The organism is Dysgonomonas sp. 520 (assembly GCF_010501095.1).
Taxonomy (GTDB): domain Bacteria; phylum Bacteroidota; class Bacteroidia; order Bacteroidales; family Dysgonomonadaceae; genus QVMP01.
The window spans coordinates 98,371-118,978 of record NZ_QVMP01000007.1 but is presented as its reverse complement, the minus strand read 5'-3'; the positions used below and the strand labels follow the sequence as shown (position 1 = coordinate 118,978).

The following is a 20,608-nucleotide window of genomic DNA, read 5'->3' as shown; positions in this document are numbered from 1 at the left end:
TTAAATTAAATTGTAGTATTTTTGTAGGCTAAAAAATTTCGTAACGCCATTTTAAGTGGTGGTTTTTAATTATGAAGAGTATCAGAGTAGGATTAGATGTAGGGTCAACCACAGCCAAAATTATTGTTCTTGACGAATCGGATAACATTGTTTTTTCAAAGTATGAGCGGCACAACGCTAATATTTTAGATGCTGTTCAAACCTTATTCACACAATTGAAAGAAAAGACAGGCGATTGTCGGATGCAGCTAACAATCACAGGATCTGCCGGTATGGGAATTACCGAGAGGTTGTCCATTCCTTTCGAACAGGAAGTGGTTGCGGTGGCAGGATTGATAAAAAAGAAATTCTCTGATATTTCTACCGTTATCGACATAGGTGGTGAAGATGCCAAAATTATCTATTTTTCGGCGGAAGGCGTACCCGATATGCGAATGAATGGCAACTGTGCCGGAGGAACGGGTGCTTTCATCGACCAGATGTCTATCTTGTTGGCGTGCAGTATCGAAGAAATGGACGCTTTGGCTCAACAGGCAAAACATGTTTATCCTATTGCTTCACGTTGTGGAGTGTTCTCTAAGACGGATGTTCAGAACCTGATAAGCAAGAATGTATCGAAGGCTGATATATCGGCATCCATTTTTCATGCGATAGCCGTTCAGACTGTTGTAACACTCTCGCATGGTTGCAGCATTAACCCTAAAATTTTATTTTGCGGCGGGCCACTAACCTTCGTCAAATCTCTGAGAAATGCTTTTGTCAATTACCTGCATCTGAAAAAGGATGATTATATAATTCTCGAAAATTCAAACTTATTGCCCGCATGGGGTAGCGCATTAGCCAACAGGGCAGATGCCGACGAGGTTTTGTTGTCGGATTTTATCGACAAATTATCGACAAATAAATCATCAATAGATGATTTTAAGATGTCAGACCGTTTGCCCCGTATTTTTGAAGATGAAAACGACTTGAGCCAATGGCGGGAAGAAAAGCAACGGTCGCAAATAAAAACATCATCACTCAAAGATCATAAGGGATATGCCTATCTGGGTATTGATTCGGGTTCCACAACCACCAAAATCACAATCATTGACGATCAGGAAAGATTGCTGTTTACCCATTACGCTCCCAACGAAGGGAACTCTATTCAGGCTGTAAAAACCGGATTAAATAAGTTCAGGGAAGAGTGTGAAAAAGAGGGAGTTGATATAAAAATAAAAGGAAGCTGTTCCACCGGATACGGTGAAGACCTGATAAAAGCAGCATTCAGTCTCGATTATGGTATTATTGAGACTATTGCCCACTACTTGTCGGCCAAACAACTAGATCCCGAAGTGTCTTTCATTCTGGACATTGGAGGTCAGGATATGAAAGCGATGTTTATCGAAAACGGTGCATTATACCGTATGGAGATAAACGAAGCATGCTCGTCAGGGTGCGGGTCGTTCATCGAAACATTTGCCAAATCGCTGCAATATTCGGTTCAGGATTTTGCGACAATAGCTTGTTCAGCACAATATCCGTGCGATTTGGGAACACGCTGCACAGTCTTCATGAACTCCAAAGTAAAACAGTTTCTCAGGGAAGGTGCTACGGTTGCCGATATATCGGCGGGATTGTCTTATTCGGTGGTTAAGAACTGCTTGTATAAGGTGCTTAAACTGAAAAATACAAATGAACTGGGCAAACACGTTGTTGTTCAGGGCGGAACAATGCGCAACGATTCGGTTGTCCGTGCATTTGAAAACCTGATCGGACACAAGGTTCACCGCAGCAATTTGCCCGAACTGATGGGTGCATACGGTTGTGCTCTGTTTGCTAAAAATGCGGTGACAGAAACAGAACCGGCTTCGCTCGATAGTATGTTGCAATCGGCACAATATTCCACCAAACCATTACATTGCAGGGGATGTGAGAATGTTTGTCTGGTAAATAAATATACGTTTGAAAACAAGAACGTTTATTTCTCCGGAAATAAGTGTGAGAAAATATTTTCGAATGGTGGTGCTGCACAGGAAAAAGGTGTGAATATCTATAATCAGAAATACGATAAGATATTCAACCGTCCACAGCTTGAGGGAGACACCGGTAAGCCTGTGATCGGAATTCCCCGTGTGTTGGATATGTACGAAGAATATCCGTTTTGGAACGCTATGTTCAACGAATGTGGTATGCAAACGTATTTGTCCGAATCGTCTACTTTCAAGAAATACGAACAGGGAGTACATTCGGTTATGGCAGATAATATCTGTTTTCCTGCCAAGTTGGTGCATAGCCATATCTACGACCTGATAGAGAAAAAAGTTGACAGAATATTTTTCCCTTACGTAATATTCGAAAGGCAAGAAAACAAGCAAGCTGTGAACAGCTACAATTGCCCCATTGTTTCGGGTTATTCGGATGTGGTGAAAAGTGCCATCGACCCAATGACGAACAACCGCATACCCGTTGATTCGCCATCCATCACATTCAAAGACGAAAAACTTTTAAAGAAAAATTGCGTCGATTATCTGAGAACTTTAGGAATATCTGCCAAAGAAGCGGAAAAGGCTGTTATTGCCGGATTGAAAGCTCTTGATAACTATGAAAGTGAAGTGAAAGAAATGAATCAATCGCTTTACAGAAAAAGCATGGATGACAAAAAACTGACCATATTGTTGGCAGGCCGTCCATACCATACCGATCCGCTAGTTCAGCACAAATTAGCCGATATGATTGCCGATTTAGGTGTGAATGTGATAACGGAAGACATTGTCCGAAATGAAGACGCCATAACCGTACATAACGAAACCCACATGGTATCGCAGTGGGCTTATGTCAACCGCATTACCAAGGCTGCCAAATGGGTTGCCGAACAAGGTCCGAATGTGCACATGATGCACATGACCTCATTTGGTTGTGGTCCCGATACGTTTCTGCTGGAAGAAGTGGGAGCCATACTGAAAAGGCATAACAAATCGCATACGATATTGAAACTGGACGATGTAAGTAACATCGGATCAATTAAATTGCGTGTGCGTTCGCTTATCGAGAGTTTGAAATACAATAGCTCGATGTCGGGAGACATTAAACCATTCGTTACCACGAAGATGTACCGCAAGGAAGACAAGGCGAAACGTAAAATTATCGCTCCGTTTTTTACCGACTATTTGTCTCCGTTTATCCCCGCAATCATGAAATTGAGTGGATATGACCTCGATAATCTGCCGAAAAGTGACTCTGTTTCTGCCGATAATGGACTAAAATATGCAAATAATGAGGTTTGTTATCCTGCCACGCTCATTGTGGGTGACGTTATCAAGGCATTGCAATCGGGCAAGTACGATCCGGAGAATACGGCGGTTGCTATCACTCAGACCGGAGGTCAATGTCGTGCAACGAACTATGTGTCACTGATTAAGAGCGGATTGATTGAAGCCGGATTTGAGAATGTTCCTGTTGTGGTTTTGGCGGTAGGAGGGTTGAGTAATGAGCAGGAAGGCTTTAAGATAGATTGGTTGAAGATAATCCACGTTACGCTGAATGCCATATTGTTTGGCGATTGCCTTTCACAATTCTATCATGCGGCTGTGGTACGGGAAAAAAATAAAGATGATGCCCTGAAATTGCAGGAATATTATCTGGAAGCGGGAATCCAACTGATAGAAAAAAACAATGCGAAGGGATTTTTGTCTTTGATATCGAAAGCTGCGCAAGATTTTAACAAGATAATGAACGATGCGAACAACTTTCTGAAGGTTGGCATTGTTGGGGAGATATTCTTGAAATTCCATTCATTTGCCAATAGAGATGTTGTTAACTGGTTAATTAAGAATAGGGTAGAGGTGTATCCTCCGATGATCAGCAACTTTTTCTTGCAAACCTTTGTGAATACACAGGTGAAGAAGAACAACAATATTGAAAAATCGGTTATGCCCGATTTCGTCATGAAGTGGCTTTATAAGTTAGTTTACAAGAAAGTGAATGCAATGAACGCCGCTGCATCAGCGTTTAAATATTTCACTCCATTGCCTGATGTCTTCCACGAAGCGAAGAATGCTGACGGAATAGTTTCTCTTTCTGCTCAGTTTGGTGAGGGGTGGCTGTTGCCTGCCGAAGTTGTTTCGTATTCTCATCAGGGAGTGAATAATGTGATTTCGTTGCAGCCATTCGGTTGCATTGCAAACCATATAATATCGAAAGGTGTGGAGAAGAAAATTAAGGAGCTTTATCCGCAAATGAATCTTCTTTCCCTTGATTTCGATAGTGGTGTGAGCGATGTGAATATACTTAACCGATTGCACCTGATGATAAATAATCAGCAATAAATATTTTCGGGTGGGGTTTACTCCACCCGAAGTGCTTACAATCAATACGAATCAAATGCTTAAAAATATTTTACTAGTCGGACTGGGAGGTGGAGTAGGAAGTATTTTACGTTTTCTGGCAACAGAATTGACGCATAAATATTATTTCTGGTCTTTTCCTTTAGCCACATTTCTGATAAATATTGTCGGATGTTTTTGTATCGGAATGTTGGTGAACCTGATACAGATAGACAATCATAATATGAGGTATTTGTTAGTTGTTGGTTTTTGTGGAGGATTTACAACTTTTTCCACTTTTGCCCGTGAAACAATGGATTTAATGCAAACCGATCATATCTTTTTAGCTTTGTTGTATGTTGCGGCGAGCTGCCTCATAGGTGTTGTTGCCGTATGGCTGGGGATGTTAGTTACTAAATGAAATGAAGATGAAGAAAATATTTTTTACCTGCATATTAAGTCTAATCGGAATATATAGTCTTAATGCTCAAGGTAAATACAATCTGAAAGATGTATACAAACAGGTTGATGCTATTTCTGCTTCTCAATCTGTAACAAAAATAAAACCCCTGATCGGTTTGTCAGCAAGCAATAGCAGAGGCGCAAGCCGTCTTTCGGGCGCATATACCGAAGCTGTAATAAAAGCTGGCGGAATACCAATCATCGTGCCGGTTACGACTGATACGGAAAGTATGCTGGAGGTTGTGAAAATGCTGGACGGACTGATACTCACCGGTGGAGGAGATGTGCATCCCTCTTTTTACAAGGAAAAACCAATGGCAAATGTCCTTGATTTGGATTCATTGCGAGACGATTATGAATTGAAATTGCTTCGCCTTGCCTCTAACCGAAATGTTCCGATACTTGGCATTTGTCGTGGCGAACAGTTGATAAATGTGGCTTTCGGAGGAACACTGTATCAGGATATACCTTCGCAAATGAAAACCGAGATAGTTCATAAGCAAACTGAAGCACGCTCGGAAGCAACACATTCGGTGATAGTTGCAGACAGTTCTAAATTAGCGGAAGTTTTAGGCAGATCGGGAGAGTTTCAGGTTAATACGTTCCATCATCAAGCGGTGAAAGATATTGCTCCGGGGTTCAAGGTTACCGCTGTGTCTTCCGATGGAGTGATAGAAGCCATAGAGTCTTATCCCAATAGATCTATTTTAGCGATACAATGGCATCCCGAAGCAATGGCTGTGGAGGGCAATAAAGATATGCTTCGGATTTTCAATTTTTTTGTGACAGAAGCTGATGTTTATCGTCAGGCAAAGGAAATGCACACACGAATCTTATCTGTTGATTCACACACCGATACGCCTTTGTGTTTCAATTGGAAGAATTTTAATATAGCCCGGCGTGACAGCAATCAGGTAAACCTCCCGAAAATGCAGGAAGGGATGTTGGATGGTGTTTATATGGCTGCTTACATCAGGCAAGGAAACAGGGATAAAGTATCTTCGGAAGCGGCTGTGAGAAAGGTTGACGGGTTGATTAATGGCATCTTGAAGCAAGTTAAGATGAACGAAAATATATGCGGTATTGCTGCCACTCCTCAGGATATTATCAGACTGAAAGATGAAGGTAAAAAGGCAATATTCGTAGGAATAGAAAACGGTTATGGTATAGGCAAAGATATAAATAACCTGAAACGCTTCAGAGACAAAGGTGTTACTTATATGACGCTGTGCCATACGACGGACAATGATATATGCGACACATCGAGCCGAACAAAAAAAGAGTGGGGCGGATTGAGTCCTTTTGGTAAGGAAGTGATAAAGGAAATGAACCGAATAGGTATGATGATAGATGTTTCTCATGCCGGAGAAAGCACGTTTTGGGATGTGATTGAATTATCGTCCAAACCGATTATTGCTTCACATTCTTCGGCGAGGGCATTGTGCGACCACGACCGTAATCTGACAGATCGCCAGTTGAAAGGTATAGCAAAAAACGGTGGAGTGGTTCAGGTTTGTTTGGTGAATATGTTTACAAATAAAGACCGCAAAAAAGCAAATCTTGACGATGTAATCAATCACATAGACCATATAGTGAAAATTGCTGGTATAGACCATGTTGGCATCGGTTCCGATTTTGACGGAGGTGGTGGCGTAATTGGATGTGAAAGTGCTAACGACCTGATAAATATAACCGTAAAACTTATAGAAAGAGGCTACACGGAAGATGAGATTTCCAAAATTTGGGGAGGAAATTTATTAAGAGTGATGAAAGAAGTACAGAATGTGTGAGCGATAAAAACAATTGATATTTTTATTTGTTTTTTATTACACACATAGTTACGTAAAAAATAAAAAAGACAGTAATATGAGGCTTGACGGAAGAAGAGAAAGTGACAATGTTGATGACCGACGCGGTAGAAGGTCGGCCGGCAAGGTATCTTTAGGACTTGGAGGCACTATTGTTGCAGGATTAATTATTTGGTTATTAGGTGGTAATCCTGTAGAATTCTTTACTCAGCAGGCAACAGATAATGTAACCACCGATGAAAATTATGTACCCACCGCACAAGAAGAGGAATATGCAACTTTTGCAAAAACTATTCTGGCCGGAACAGAAGACGTCTGGACAGAAATATTCAGACAAAATGGCATGGAGTATGTGAAGCCTCGCTTGGTATTATATTCAGGTTCAGTTAGTTCTGGCTGTGGAAATGCCACCTCGGCCACAGGGCCATTCTATTGTTCGGCCGATCAGTCTTTATATATCGATCTTTCTTTTTTCGATGAAATGAGTACACAACTGAATGCAGGCGGCGATTTTGCTTATGCGTATGTCATTGCCCATGAAGTTGGTCATCATGTACAGTATCTTTTAGGCACGTTGGATAAGGTGCATCAACAACAACAAAGATTAAGTCAAACCGAAAGTAATAAGCTAAGTGTCAGACTTGAATTACAAGCCGACTTTTATGCGGGAGTTTGGGCTTATCATGATAATAAAAATTTCAGTTCTATTGAAGATGGCGACATCGAGGAAGGCATTAACGCAGCCTCTCAGATTGGAGACGACCGTTTGCAAATGCAGGCGCAAGGCTATACTGTGCCCGATTCTTTCAATCATGGAACATCGGCACAACGTATGCGTTGGCTGAAAAAAGGACTTCAAACAGGAAATATATCCGATGGTGATACCTTCTCTATCAATTATTCACAATTATAAAACCTGTTTTCTGCCATTCTGAGCTTCTATTACACCTCTCCCTAACCTTTTCCAACAGAGAGGGAGCAAACCTTTCATCCTTATTTCGGGTGCATTTGTAGAGGCAGGCCTCTGGTCTGCCCGAAAGTTTTTTAGTTAAGTTTAATTAAAAATGAGACAATAGTTAATTATAGTTTCTTTTTTGCTTTGTAGAAGACAGGAAATTTTGCTTCTTTGTATAATTGTGTTGTTAGTGTGTTATGAGATACGAAAAACTTTATGAGAATCTATTGGAGGTATTGGAAGAAAAAATACCACAGAAAATAGATATTGCAAATGTCCTGATGGACATGTTGCATATAGGAAAAGAAGCTGTTTATCGACGATTGAGAGGTGAAGTCCCTTTTACGTTGGTCGAAGTTGCAATTATTTCGAAAGAATTGGGTGTGTCTATAGACAATCTGGTTCGTATAGATTCTGCCAAGAAAAGGCCATTTCAGTTTAACATGATTGAATATATGAGTCCGACCGACTCAGACTATGCCTTGATGGAAGAAATTAACTACCTTATATTGCAGTTGAAAGATAATCCGGACACAGAAGGAGGTGAAGCCACTAATATATTGCCGCAACCATTGTATGTTGCACACGAAAATATTTCAAGGTTTTTCCTTTTCAAGTGGCGATATCAGTTCAATACATCGGTTCCGTTGGCATATAAAGAGATTGTTATTTGTCCGAAATTGAAAAAGATACAATTGGAGAATAAAATAGCAGCCCGGTATCTGAAAAAGACGGACTTCATATTCGATTATCAAATATTCTCTTATTTGGTGCATGAAATCAAATATTATTACAACATTGGTTTGGTTACTTTTGACGAGGTTCAATTGATCAGGCAAGATTTGCTGGACATTCTGAGTGAGATAGAAAACCTCAGTTTAACAGGCCGATTTAAAGAAACCGGAAACGAGGTGAATTTATACATCTCAAACGTTAGTTTCGATACAGGTTATTGCTATATAGATGTGCCTAACTATCATCTGACAGTGGTAAAAGCCTTCACGTTGAATGGAATTGCTTCGTTAGATGAAAAGACATATCAAAGAAGAAAGGTATGGATTCAATCGCTGAAACGTCAATCAAATCTGATTACGCATAGTGGTGAAAAAGAGCGGATAGAATTTTTCAGGAAACAGCTAGAGATAATAGGAAGTCTCAAAAATATTGATGTGTAATTAGGTGATTCACATTCTTCAATTATAGATCTTCAGATAATAATTTAGCCTTGAACATCGGCTGTTGAATGGCAGCAAAAAACAAAAAAAGCAGACTTCATAAAAAGTCTGCTTTTTGTATAACATAGCCGTACTGATGGAATAAGCCGAAACTCCTATAAACAGGATTTGAGTGCCTCGACCCCTTTGTAATTCACTGCGCATAAAGCATTCCCGAAGGATGTGACCCGCCATTAGAATCGATGAGCTTGTCTCGGTAATTTGTTAGATCTGATGAGTTTCCCAATCGATCAGCACGACTAATATCTTTAAAGAACTTGTTTTGTTATCTTTTGTATTTCAAATATACTCTTAAGATTCGAAAAATGCAAATAACGAAGCAATTATTTTACTTTTTTTACACTGTTATAGTAGCAATCTGTACATCCGCACACATTTTCGCTTTCTTCTTTTCGAAAAAAGAAAAAATACATCTTGCGAATGATTATTCCCAAAACTATAAATCCGATTATTGCTACAATTATTTCTTGAATCATATTTCCACCCTTTCTTTATGTCTGTATATATATGTAACAATTTATAAAGAAATTCGTTCAATTATATTTATATAAATAAGCTACCGATCTGATAGACAAGGAATGACAATATCCAAGCCAGACTCGTTGTATACACTATCGTGAATAACCCCCACTTCCACGAACCCGATTCTCCTTTTATGGCTGCTATGACGGCTATGCAAGGAAAGTAGATCAGTACGAACAACAACAGGCTAATCACTACCAATGGTGTGAACGTGGGACTTCCGTCGGGATTTGTTGCGTTTGCCAGCCTGTCTCGCAGCGAATCCGATTCTTCGTCCTGATCTTGTTGTCCGGTGTATAATACTCCTAATGTGCTTACAACTACCTCTTTTGCTGCCATGCCCGATGCCAGGCTGACACCGATTTTCCAGTCGAAACCTAATGGTTTTACGGCAGGCTCAATGAATTTACCTATTTGACCGATATAAGAATTTTCGGCGTGTTCAAGATTTCTCTGTCTTTCCAGATTGGTTATTTGTGCCTCTTTTTCTTCTTTGGTTATTTCCTTATTATCAAATTTTTTCTCGATAAGAGAGATTTGTTCTTCTATTTTGTCATCAAATTTCCGATCGTTGGGGAAATATCCCAAAAACCAAATGATAATGGAAGCAATAAGAATAACGCCCCCCATTTTTCTGAGGTATTGGCGGGATTTATCCCACATGTGAACCCCTACCGATTTTGCGGTTGGCATACGATAAGGCGGAAGCTCCATCACGAACGGAGTGTCGTCCCGACTGAAAAAGAACCGCTTGAGCAAGCGTGCAGAGATAACGGCAAGTACGATTCCTGTAACATATAAGCCAAACAAGACCAAGCCGGCATGTTCCTTAAAAAATATTGCGGTGAACAACAGGTAAACGGGTAGACGTGCGCTACACGACATAAAAGGCGTGATGAGCATAGTAATCATCCTGTTGTTACGGCTTTCTATCGTGCGGGTCGACATGATTGCAGGGACGTTGCACCCGAATCCCATAACCAGAGGAATGAACGATTTTCCGTGCAATCCCATCCTGTGCATAACCTTATCCATAATGAAGGCGGCTCGTGCCATATAACCCGAATCTTCCATAAATGAGATAAAGGCATAAAGTATGACAATGTTGGGCAAAAATACAATAACACCGCCAACTCCTCCGATGATGCCGTCTACCAGCAAGTCTTTGAGCATGCCCTCGGGCATGGAGTTGCGAATGAAATCACTTAACGCGCCTACACCGGTTTCAATCCAATCCATAGGGTATTGCCCCAGACGGAAGGTACATTCGAACATTATCCACATAAACAAGAAAAACAAAGGGAATCCCAGATATTTGTTGGTCACGATGGCGTCGATAATCCGTGTTGAATCGGACTCGTGTTGCTTTTCCTTGTATGTTTCTTTCAATGCTCCCGTGATGAAACCATATCGGGCATTGGTTACGGCAGATTCGGTGTCTTCCTGCAAGGAGGCTTCCAGAATTTTTATTTCTTTAGTGCAAAGTGCCAGTATTTCGTTCGGGTTACTAAAGTTTTGCTTGATGTACTCCGTTATAACCTTGTCTTTTTCAAGCAATTTGATTGACAAATAGCGAGGAGGATAGTCAGTTTCTCCAGTTCTGTTCTTTTCTATCAATATATTCAGCTTGCTAATGGCGTTTTCCATTGCATTACCGTAATATATCTTTATTTTTTTTACGTATGGCTCCTTATTTTCATATATACGGATGATGGTGTCGAAAAGTTCGGGCAACCCTTTTCCAGACCGGCCTACCGTTGGAATAATAGGTATGCCTATCAGTTTAGCCAACTTGTCGTGGTCGAATTCACTACCCGAAGACACAAGTTCGTCGTACATATTCAAGGCGATAACAACAGGAACACCCAGGTCTATCAACTCTGTTGTCAGGTATAAATTCCGCTCCAGATTGGATGCAGCGACAACATTTATCACAATGTCCGGCTTGTCTTCTATCAGGTATTTACGAACGTACAGTTCTTCAGGCGTATAAGCCGAAATAGAGTAAGTTCCGGGCAGGTCAATTATGTTAAACTTGTATCCGGCGTGTTTCAGTTTGCCTTCTTTCGAATCGACCGTAACACCTCCGTAATTTCCTACCCGTTCGTGACCTCCCGAGGCAAGGTTGAACAGGGTGGTTTTTCCCGCATTGGGGTTTCCTACCAAAGCCACGGTTATAGTTTTGCCGTCTTTTACGGTTTTTTCGAGATCTTGATTGTCCGAATCGTCAATATTATCGAAATCGTATGCTTCAGCAAGGGGCGTATTTTTTTTATTATAGTCGGGATATGTAACTTCTATGAGTTGAGACTCGCTACGGCGGAGCGAAACCTCGTAATCCATTATTTTATATTTGATAGGGTCTTTGAGCGGGGCATTGAGGATAACTTTAACCGCTTTTCCTTTTATGAATCCCATTTCGAGAATCCTTTTTCGAAAAGCACCGCTTCCGTTTACCTTCGTTATAATCCCAATTTCGCCGGTTTTTAAATCTGAAAGATTCATCTAATATGTTGTTATATTATATCGGTTTGCTTTTGGCATACAAAGATGCTCATTTTTGACGAAAAAAGTGCATTATTTATAATTATTTTAAATAAGCATATCTAATTATTTGTTAACATTGGAATAGTTTTTGCCATTGGTTTGTTATAATAATAAAGGAGAGTGTCTCAAAAATTAAAGAACGCAGAAGGCACTGATAAGACAGTTTTTTTATTAAAACAGTAATTCGCACATATTTATAATAATTCGGTTTTTAAGTAAAAAGTTGATTCTTCTAAAAGTTGTTTCAGTGTACTCCGTGTTCCAAATTCGACACACTTTCTAAGTATTCACCAAAAAAGAAAATGATATGGAAAATTTTGATGACATGCTTAGCAAACTTAGAGATTCGTCGGGTGAAATGAAACCTAATCTACATATATTGAATGAAATTGTTCCTGTTGAAGAACAAGTGAGATATTTTAAATTTTCGAAATACATTCAAAATAATAATGATAAGGATAAATTTGACAGAAACTATCTGATTGCAAGGCTTTTTACGCCCGAAGTAAATGTAGAAGACAAAAGGTATTACCTGACTGTTTTGGCTAGCCTGACAGATGTGGCTGCTTATAGGGCAATAGAAGCCTATCACAGGAATCCGCTGGAGAAGGAATTGCAAAACTGGTCTGCAATGGCACTGATAGAAAGCCGTATTTTATTGGATACGGAACTGTCTGGAGAGAAACAATTTTATGTGTCCACCGGATTGGGCGGAAAAGACAATAAGTTACGTTTTTTTGCTGTTATAGCCTCTGCCAGCAGAAACGAGTTCACTGTTTTTCAGAAAGAAATTTTGATTCGGGAACTACAATTTGCATTCGACAGGGATAAGATTGAGATTGAAAGTCTGGAAATAAAACCCGACTATATAAGGTTATTGCTTCTGTGTGATCTGAATCATCAGGTCAACTTGAGCATTGAAAACGCTATAAAAGAGTGTAACGAACTAGGCGATTTTGTTGACGAAAAATTTCTAGTTACTAACCTAAAACAGCTCAATGATGATGAAATTTCCAAATTGCTGAGAAAAGAAGAGCAGCCCAGCGAACAAGAATAAAAGAACTAAATGTCCCAAAAGTATTTTTCAATCCCTTTTGAAAGTCGAAATAGCATAATTTTACTTTTGGGACATTCGACGAAAAAAATTTACTTAACATAAAACGGGATGGCGTACAACTGAGTGCAGGGGGCCATACAGACCAACCATTTGATTATATGAATATCTGTCCATTATCTCCATTTCATTGATCCCCGTTTTACCAACCATTTTGGCATGTATATAAAAAAAATGCCCAAAAGGGCAACCTTTTGAACACACTAAAAACAATCTAAAACTAAACCTAAATAACCTTTTTTTCAATCTTCTTACCTAATGACTAATACCTTACTTCATCATTGATACCACAAAGGTAAGGCGAAAAATTATATCTTCCAAATAAAAATATGCTAAAAAACACATATTTTATTTATTGAAATATAAAAAATATTTATATGTATATTTAAGTATTGGGTAATTACTTGATTACCCAATACTTATCTGATTCTATTTAAGCGTGTAACTTATTCCTCCCATCAACCAAAATCCGGATTGAGGTATATTTCCCAGATCAAAATAATGTGTATCGTACAGATTATTAATAGCTAAATTAACTATAAACCCTTTAGTTACTTTATATTTTATGCCAAAATCTAAAGTTGAAAAAGCAGGGTAGGGGACAGACTCCTTTGTTTCATAATTTATATAATTACCCATGCGTTTTTGCCATCTGAAGTTAAAGGAAGTTGTTATTTTGTCTTTATACAGAGGGAGATTCAGTTGTGCCGTAAATTTATCCCGAAGATAGTTCAGTACATAATTTGAGTTCACTTCTCCCGAATTATTTTTACCATCCTGATTTAATCTAGCATAACTTAATTGCAAAGATGTTGACGGATTTAAGAATTGAATAAAAGTATGCGGATATATTTTTGCACCAATCTCCAATCCTTTTTTGTCTATTGAAGCCAGATTTATGGATTGCCATTTGTCGTCCGGATTTTCTTTTACCCAGTCAATCAAATTATCTCCATTCATCAGGTATCCGGTTATATATGCCGAAAGAAACGAGTTGGAATATTTAAATCCCAGTTCGTAAGATTCAGAATACTCAGGTTTCAGATTGGCATTTCCAGAGTGTGTTTTTGTATTGTAATACAAATCGGTAAAAGTTGGCATACGGGTGGCTTTACTCCACGAACCATAAACTTTAAGATTGTCGATTATGCGATAACCCGCATTAATTGACGGATAAAATTTATAACTACCTTTCAGAGAAGTGTTATAATTGGCTAATATTCCCGCAGTTAGAGTAAATTTGTTCAATATTAGCGAGTGCTCCAAAGCATAACTAATATTGGTACGGTTGTCGGAATGGGTATATTTACCGTCAGGCTCGTTCATCGGCTTACCCAATACGCTGCTGATTATGCCTTCGTTGCGAAATTCAGCTCCTAGACTGGTAATTCCCAGAGAAGAAGAGTATTGAAGGTTCAGGTTCGACCCATAAACATCAGTCCTGTGATGATTTGCCGAACCGCTATTCTTCGTAAGCTGAAATTTATCATTATGCCTGTTCCAATAAACTAGAGGGATAAATTTCAATTTATCACCTGTCTCACCTTTTATGGAAGCCATAATAGTGTTCGTTTCATCGTATTGATTAGGATATGCTGCCGAATAGAAAGTGTTGGCTCCATATTGCTTGTCGTTATATCCCAGTTGTATATCTATTTTCGACCGATCAACATTGAGACGGGTTTGCCACAATGCGTTAAAAATATCGTAATCGCTGTTGTTTATGTAACCGTCAGAGCGATTATACCCGACAGATAGCTGATTACTGGAAGAGTTTGTTTGTAATGAACCACCGGCTTCTACTCCAAATAGGCCGTGCATTCCGGCCTGAAGTTTTCCGTATACTTTATGATCGGGATTCTTTTTCGTGATAATGTTTATCCCACCCGAAAAGGCACTGGCTCCATATACGAGAGACGAAGGTCCGTGTATGATCTCTATGCGTTCAATGTCATTAAGGTTGATGGGAATGTCGAAACTGTAGTGTCCCGTTTGAGGGTTGGAGAGGTTTACTCCGTTGAGAAGAATTGCTGTTTGATCGAATGATCCGCCCCGGATCGAAATGTCGGCTTGAACTCCGTGTCCGCCACGTTGCAGCACATCTACCCCGGCTGCATAATTAAGGAGGTCTTGAATGCTCTGGACGGGTGCCTGCTGAATTTCGTCACGAGTGATGACTGTCACCAGTTTTGCAACCTGATCCATAGACAATTCGATCCGAGATGCTGTGACAACAACTTCTTCCAAACTTTCGCCTGTGATGCGTGATGGTGTTTCATCGTTAGATACTGATTGAGCTAACGATTCTGTTGTGTTTGCGAATGTCAGCATACAACCGACTACAACACCAATGTTTACTACTCTGTGCATGCTGTTAAATGCACTGTAAGCCCTGTGTTCAAACCGTTTGAAACGGAAAACAGAGTGCTTCCCAAATTGATTTTTTTTCATTGTTTAAAAAATTTTAAAATTAATTCGGGGCAAAAGTAAGCAATATCTATTGTAAGAAAATATTTTTAGAGAAATTTGTTTGTAAATAGCGAACCTTACAAAACAAAAAAAGCCAATTCTTACGAATTAACCTCAATTTTGCATTTTGTTGTCAGTAAACACCCGAACTCATTTATTATTCATAATGAGCAAAGGAATTACTTCTCAACCTAGTACCAATAAGAAGAGTGTAAATTTATTTCAAGCCTTTGATGATTTTTGTTATATCAATCAAATCAAAAGCTTCTTTGAAGATTTTAAGAATCTCTTGGTATGTACCTTTTTCGTGTACTTCCTTGTTCTCAATCTTGCTGATGTCGAAAGAGCAATCGTTTGCCGCTTTTTCTTGATTCTGAATGTTATAAATTTTAGACATTGTAACTATTATTTATAAATAAAGCCGTTGTGTAAAGTTATTTTAAGAAACCGAGTATGATAATTTACATTAATTTGCAAATTCTTTTATCCGCTCTACAAAATTATAACTTTTATATTCTAAAACAAATAATTATCAAATTTGTTTTCGGTGTCGGTAAAAATTTTCTTATATGAAGAAAGACGATCTTTGCTTTTTTACGAGTTACTTTGTCTTTTGGAACAGTTACGGGTTACATATTTTGTACAACATGTAACTCGTAACTTGTCTACAAAATGATTAAATTTATTCTTCTTCCGGTTTCATGTTGTGGAAGACATTTTGCACGTCTTCGTCATCATCAAATTTGTCAAGAAGTTTGTTTAACTGAGTACGTTGTTCTTCTGTCACATCTTTCAGTTCGTGCGGAATACGTTCAAATTCGGCACTATGTATTTCGAAGCCATTGTCTTCCAGATATTTTTGAATCTCCGAATACGACTTAAATTCTCCGTACAACAAGATTCCGTCTTCGTCTTGCTCTATTTCATCAACACCATAGTCGATAAGTTCCAATTCAAGATCGTCGAGGGATATTCCTTCTTTTTCCGAAATTTTGAATACACACTTATGATCGAACATAAATTCCAAACTTCCCGAAGTACCTAACGAACCTCCATGTTTGTTGAAATAGCTTCTCACATTAGCCACAGTGCGGGTAGGGTTGTCAGTTGCAGTTTCCACAACAATAGCTATCCCGAAAGGTCCATATCCTTCATATACAACCTCTTTGAAGTCGGCTTCTTCTTTAGATGTTGCTTTTTTTATAGCCCTCTCCACATTTTCCTTAGGCATGTTCTCCTTTTTGGCCTGCTGCATCAATACACGTAGGCGAGGATTTGTATCGGGGTCGGGTCCTCCGTCTTTTGTAGCGATTGTAATCTGTTTACCTAATTTTGTAAAAACACGGGCCATATTGCCCCAACGTTTCATTTTGGTTGCTTTTCTATATTCAAATGCTCTTCCCATAAACTTCGACTTATGATAATTATCTTACAGATTTCTTTATTTCAGGACACAAAAGTATAAAAAAGCCTCAAACAAAAACAGTTTGTGGGGACGAATTTTTTTTCGCCCGATGTTATTTTCTCTTTTAGACATAGAAACCGTCTAGACTTTTTAAATTATACTTAATTTTTGAGTTTTTGTCATGTTGAACGTAGTGAAACATCTAAAAAACAGATCCTTCGATACTCTCAGGATGACAAAATTGAATAAAACGAAAAAGTCTAGACGGTTTCATATATATAATCGGTGTCTTTCGTATTTGACCAAACAAAAAAAGATGGACTTCTAAAAATCCATCTTTTCATTATCTTTTCAAGACTTGTTTTTTTTACAACAATGTCTTTAAATTTTCTACAGTTACATCCTTTGCGATGATAACCCCATTTTCGTCAATCAAGTAGTTTCTAAAACCTTTTTCGAGTCGATGTCTTTTGTAAATTTCAGACTCTGAGCCTTTTGTGTCTAAAAATTGATATTCGCTATCAATTCCATCAACAAGGAGTGTTTTTTCAAACACAGATTTACTTTCGTCGAAAGAGACAGATATTAGCACAATTTGCTCATTCTCTCCTTTCAAAGTGTTCCACAATTGAATGTTTCTCATACGGGACTCTGCATCATAAGCAGCCCAAAAATTCACTAATACCTTAACTCCTTTCAATTGGTGGAGGTCAATTTTTTGCCCCAAATTGTTTTCTATTTTCAAATTGGGGATAAGATTTCCGGGACTAATACCTTCCGAAATCTCCGAAGTTCTTGTTGTGTAGGACGATCCTAGCAGGAATATCCCTCCAAGCAAGAAATACTTCAAATACTTCATAAAATAATTTTTAGGTTTGTACTAAAGCCTTAAATCACGTTTCGCAATCGTCAGTTAAGACTTTTCCGATTCTCGGAAAAACTCGACTCTACGCTTAGAATCAAAGTACGTTTTCTATTAAAACGCAGCAAATTTACATAAGAATCAAACAACGACAAAACTAAAAAGTTTTACGAGTGCTTAAATTTATCAAATGTGAAAATTTGAAATCCTTTGCTGGAAAGCGAAACAAGCCTAGATATAGATTTTATCTAACACCTCGTTTTTAACATTTTAATTAAAATTTAAAAATAGACTTAATCTCTACTTTTTTTTCAGAGAACGAATAAAATTTCGTATTTTTGGCGGAATTTAGAAACAAATAAAGAATTATAATATAAATACCTCTTGATCAAGAGGTTTAGAATTTTCGTATTATGAATATTTCATACAACTGGTTAAAAGATTACATTGATTTCGATTTGTCGCCCGAAAAACTGTCTGATGCACTAACTTCAATTGGATTGGAAACAGGTGGTTTTGAAGAAATACAAACTATAAAAGGTGGACTGGAAGGCCTTGTAGTGGGAGAGGTTTTGACATGTGTAGATCATCCCGATTCCGATCATCTTCACCTCACTACGGTTGATGTGGGGCAAGGCGAACCTCTGAAAATAGTGTGTGGAGCTCCTAACGTAGCGGCAGGTCAGAAGGTGATTGTTGCATTGGTGGGCACAACGCTTTACTCGGGTGATGAGCCGTTCAAAATAAAAAAATCGAAGATCCGTGGCGAAGAATCGTTCGGAATGATATGTGCCGAAGATGAAATAGGTCTTGGTACAAGCCATGCGGGTATTATTGTGTTACCGGCTGACACAAAAGTGGGAACTTTAGCCAAGGATTATTACAATATAAAAAGCGATTATATTCTTGAAGTTGATATAACTCCGAACCGTGTAGACGCTTCGTCTCACTATGGCGTTGCGCGTGATTTGGCAGCTTATTTAAAGCAAAATGGCAAACCATCGGAATTGAAAAAGCCTGAGGTGGATAATTTTAAGACCGATGCTTCTCAAAAAGGAATAACCGTAAAGGTAGAGAATGCGGAAGCATGTCCACGATATGCAGGTGTTACAATTAAAAATGTGACCGTTAAGGAAAGTCCCGACTGGTTGAAAGATAGATTAACACTTATTGGTTTACGCCCTATCAATAATGTGGTGGATGTGACCAACTTTGTGCTTCACGAAATGGGGCATCCTCTTCATGCCTTCGATATGGACTATATTTCGGGCGGAGTGGTAATTGTAAAAACACTTCCCGAAGGAACTAAATTCACAACATTGGACGAAGTTGAGCGTACATTGAGCGACAAAGACCTGATGATATGCAACGACAAAGAGGGTATGTGCATTGGCGGTGTATTTGGCGGCTTAAAGTCGGGTGTGACAGAGGAAACTAAAAATGTATTTCTTGAGTGTGCCTATTTTAATCCGACATGGATACGCAAAACAGCTCGCAGGCATGGTCTGAATACCGATTCATCTTTTCGTTTCGAGCGAGGTTGCGATCCTAACGACACAATATATGTGATGAAACATGCGGCTCTCCTGATTCAGCAAGTTGCAGGAGGAGAAGTAGTTGGAGAAATTCAGGATGTTTATCCTCAAAAAATAGAAAGTCCCGTAGTTGACTTGTCATATAACAAGATAAACTCTTTGATCGGAAAGAATATTGATAAAGAAACAGTTAAGTCAATATTGGCTAGTCTGGAAATTGAAATCCTTAGCGAAAAAGAAGATACATTGACGATCTGTATTCCTAAATACAGGGTTGACGTTACCCGTGATGTGGATGTAATTGAAGACATTCTGCGCATTTACGGATACAATAATGTGGAAACGATCGATTCTGTGAAATCGAACCTGTCGTATCAAACACTTACAGACAGGAGCAATGATATGCAAGATTTGATATCCGAGCAACTGACCGGTGCCGGATTCTATGAAATAATGAACAATTCGTTGACAAAAGAGGCATATTATACCGATTTGAAGTCATATCCGGAAGTTCATTGTGTACGTTTGCTGAATCCGTTGAGTACCGACCTGAATGTGATGCGTCAGACTCTTCTTTTCGGAGGTCTTGAAAGCATTGCCTATAACAGGAACAGGAAAAACAGCGACCTGATGTTCTACGAGTTTGGTAACTGTTACTATTACGATGCCAGTAAACGTGTTGAAGGTGAGACATTAAAAGAATATTCGGAAGAGTATCATCTAGCCTTGTGGCTGTGTGGCGATAAGGTGCATAACAGTTGGGCTGCAACCAACGAGAAGATGTCGATATATCAATTGAAAGCTTATGTCGAAAACCTTATGCTTCGTTTGGGATTGTCATCTAAACAGTTTGAGTATGAGCACCTTTCGAATGACATATACAGTGCTGCGTTGACAATAAAAACACGTAACCGTGTTCTTGGTTCGATTGGTATTGTAGCCAAAAAACACTTGAAGCAAACAGACATTAACACGGATGTTTATTTTGCCGAATTGAATTGGAATGCCTTGATGAAAGAAACTAGAAAACATCAGGTTACGTACAAGGAGATATCTAAATATCCGGCTGTGAAACGTGATTTGGCACTGCTTTTAGATAAAAACGTTCTTTTTGAACAGATAGAACAAATTGCTTATAAATCGGAAAAGAAACTGTTGAAGGAAGTTTCGTTGTTCGATGTTTATGAAGGCAAGAATCTGCCTGAAGGTAAAAAGTCTTATGCTGTGAATTTTGTTTTGCAGGATAACGAAAAGACTTTGACAGACAATCAGATAGATTCGATAATGAAAAAAATACAATCGTCTCTCGAAAAAGAGCTTGGGGCACAATTGAGATAGTTCTTATAATAAAGAAAAGCTACTCTAAATGAAAAAGGGTAGCTTTTTATTG

At 38.8% G+C, this 20,608-nt stretch carries 12 protein-coding genes; 7 read left to right on the top strand and 5 right to left on the bottom strand.

Going from position 1 to position 20,608, the window contains the following annotated elements:
* Window positions 1-71: 71 nt before the first annotated feature.
* From D0T56_RS05505 to D0T56_RS05485, 5 genes are all read left to right on the top strand, one after another.
* Window positions 72-4,307: an acyl-CoA dehydratase activase-related protein gene (locus D0T56_RS05505; RefSeq protein WP_163319136.1), complete on the top strand. Its 4,236-nt coding sequence runs from the start codon at window positions 72-74 to the stop codon at window positions 4,305-4,307.
* A 55-nt stretch (window positions 4,308-4,362) separates the two neighbouring features.
* On the top strand, window positions 4,363-4,725 hold the full coding sequence (gene crcB / locus D0T56_RS05500) for a fluoride efflux transporter CrcB (RefSeq protein WP_163319135.1): 363 nt from the start codon (window positions 4,363-4,365) through the stop codon (window positions 4,723-4,725).
* 7 nt (window positions 4,726-4,732) lie between these two features.
* Entirely contained in the window at window positions 4,733-6,556 is a 1,824-nt protein-coding gene (locus D0T56_RS05495) for a membrane dipeptidase (RefSeq protein ID WP_163319134.1), read from the top strand.
* Window positions 6,557-6,632: 76 nt separating this feature from the next.
* Window positions 6,633-7,487 (top strand): neutral zinc metallopeptidase, encoded by an 855-nt coding sequence (locus tag D0T56_RS05490; protein WP_163319133.1) that lies wholly within the window; start codon window positions 6,633-6,635, stop codon window positions 7,485-7,487.
* Between the two features lie 239 nt (window positions 7,488-7,726).
* Window positions 7,727-8,704, top strand: a complete 978-nt coding sequence (locus D0T56_RS05485; RefSeq protein ID WP_163319132.1) for a hypothetical protein — start codon at window positions 7,727-7,729, stop codon at window positions 8,702-8,704.
* Between the two features lie 603 nt (window positions 8,705-9,307).
* Here D0T56_RS05485 and feoB read toward each other — a convergent pair.
* Window positions 9,308-11,791 carry a ferrous iron transport protein B gene (gene feoB / locus D0T56_RS05480; protein ID WP_163319131.1) on the bottom strand — a complete coding sequence of 828 codons (2,484 nt, stop codon included), beginning with the start codon at window positions 11,789-11,791 and terminating at the stop codon, window positions 9,308-9,310.
* Window positions 11,792-12,140: 349 nt separating this feature from the next.
* Between feoB and D0T56_RS05475 the strand changes: the two genes are divergently transcribed.
* Window positions 12,141-12,890, top strand: a complete 750-nt coding sequence (locus D0T56_RS05475; protein ID WP_163319130.1) for a hypothetical protein — start codon at window positions 12,141-12,143, stop codon at window positions 12,888-12,890.
* 486 nt (window positions 12,891-13,376) lie between these two features.
* Here D0T56_RS05475 and D0T56_RS05470 read toward each other — a convergent pair whose 3' ends face one another.
* The 4 genes from D0T56_RS05470 to D0T56_RS05455 all read right to left on the bottom strand — a co-directional run bounded on the left by D0T56_RS05470 (window position 13,377) and on the right by D0T56_RS05455 (window position 17,680).
* Window positions 13,377-15,398 (bottom strand): TonB-dependent siderophore receptor, encoded by a 2,022-nt coding sequence (locus D0T56_RS05470; RefSeq protein WP_163319129.1) that lies wholly within the window; start codon window positions 15,396-15,398, stop codon window positions 13,377-13,379.
* Between the two features lie 235 nt (window positions 15,399-15,633).
* The gene (locus D0T56_RS05465; protein WP_163319128.1) at window positions 15,634-15,813 is read right to left on the bottom strand and encodes a hypothetical protein; all 180 of its coding nucleotides are present in this window, start codon (window positions 15,811-15,813) and stop codon (window positions 15,634-15,636) included.
* A gap of 285 nt (window positions 15,814-16,098) precedes the next feature.
* Complete coding sequence (locus tag D0T56_RS05460; protein WP_163319127.1) at window positions 16,099-16,821, bottom strand: YebC/PmpR family DNA-binding transcriptional regulator; 723 nt, start codon at window positions 16,819-16,821, stop codon at window positions 16,099-16,101.
* A 367-nt stretch (window positions 16,822-17,188) separates the two neighbouring features.
* Window positions 17,189-17,680, bottom strand: a complete 492-nt coding sequence (locus tag D0T56_RS05455; RefSeq protein WP_163319126.1) for a thioredoxin-like domain-containing protein — start codon at window positions 17,678-17,680, stop codon at window positions 17,189-17,191.
* Between the two features lie 416 nt (window positions 17,681-18,096).
* On the opposite strand from D0T56_RS05455, the gene pheT reads away from it, so the two are divergent.
* Complete coding sequence (pheT, locus tag D0T56_RS05450; RefSeq protein ID WP_163319125.1) at window positions 18,097-20,556, top strand: phenylalanine--tRNA ligase subunit beta; 2,460 nt, start codon at window positions 18,097-18,099, stop codon at window positions 20,554-20,556.
* The last annotated feature ends 52 nt before the right edge of the window (window positions 20,557-20,608 follow it).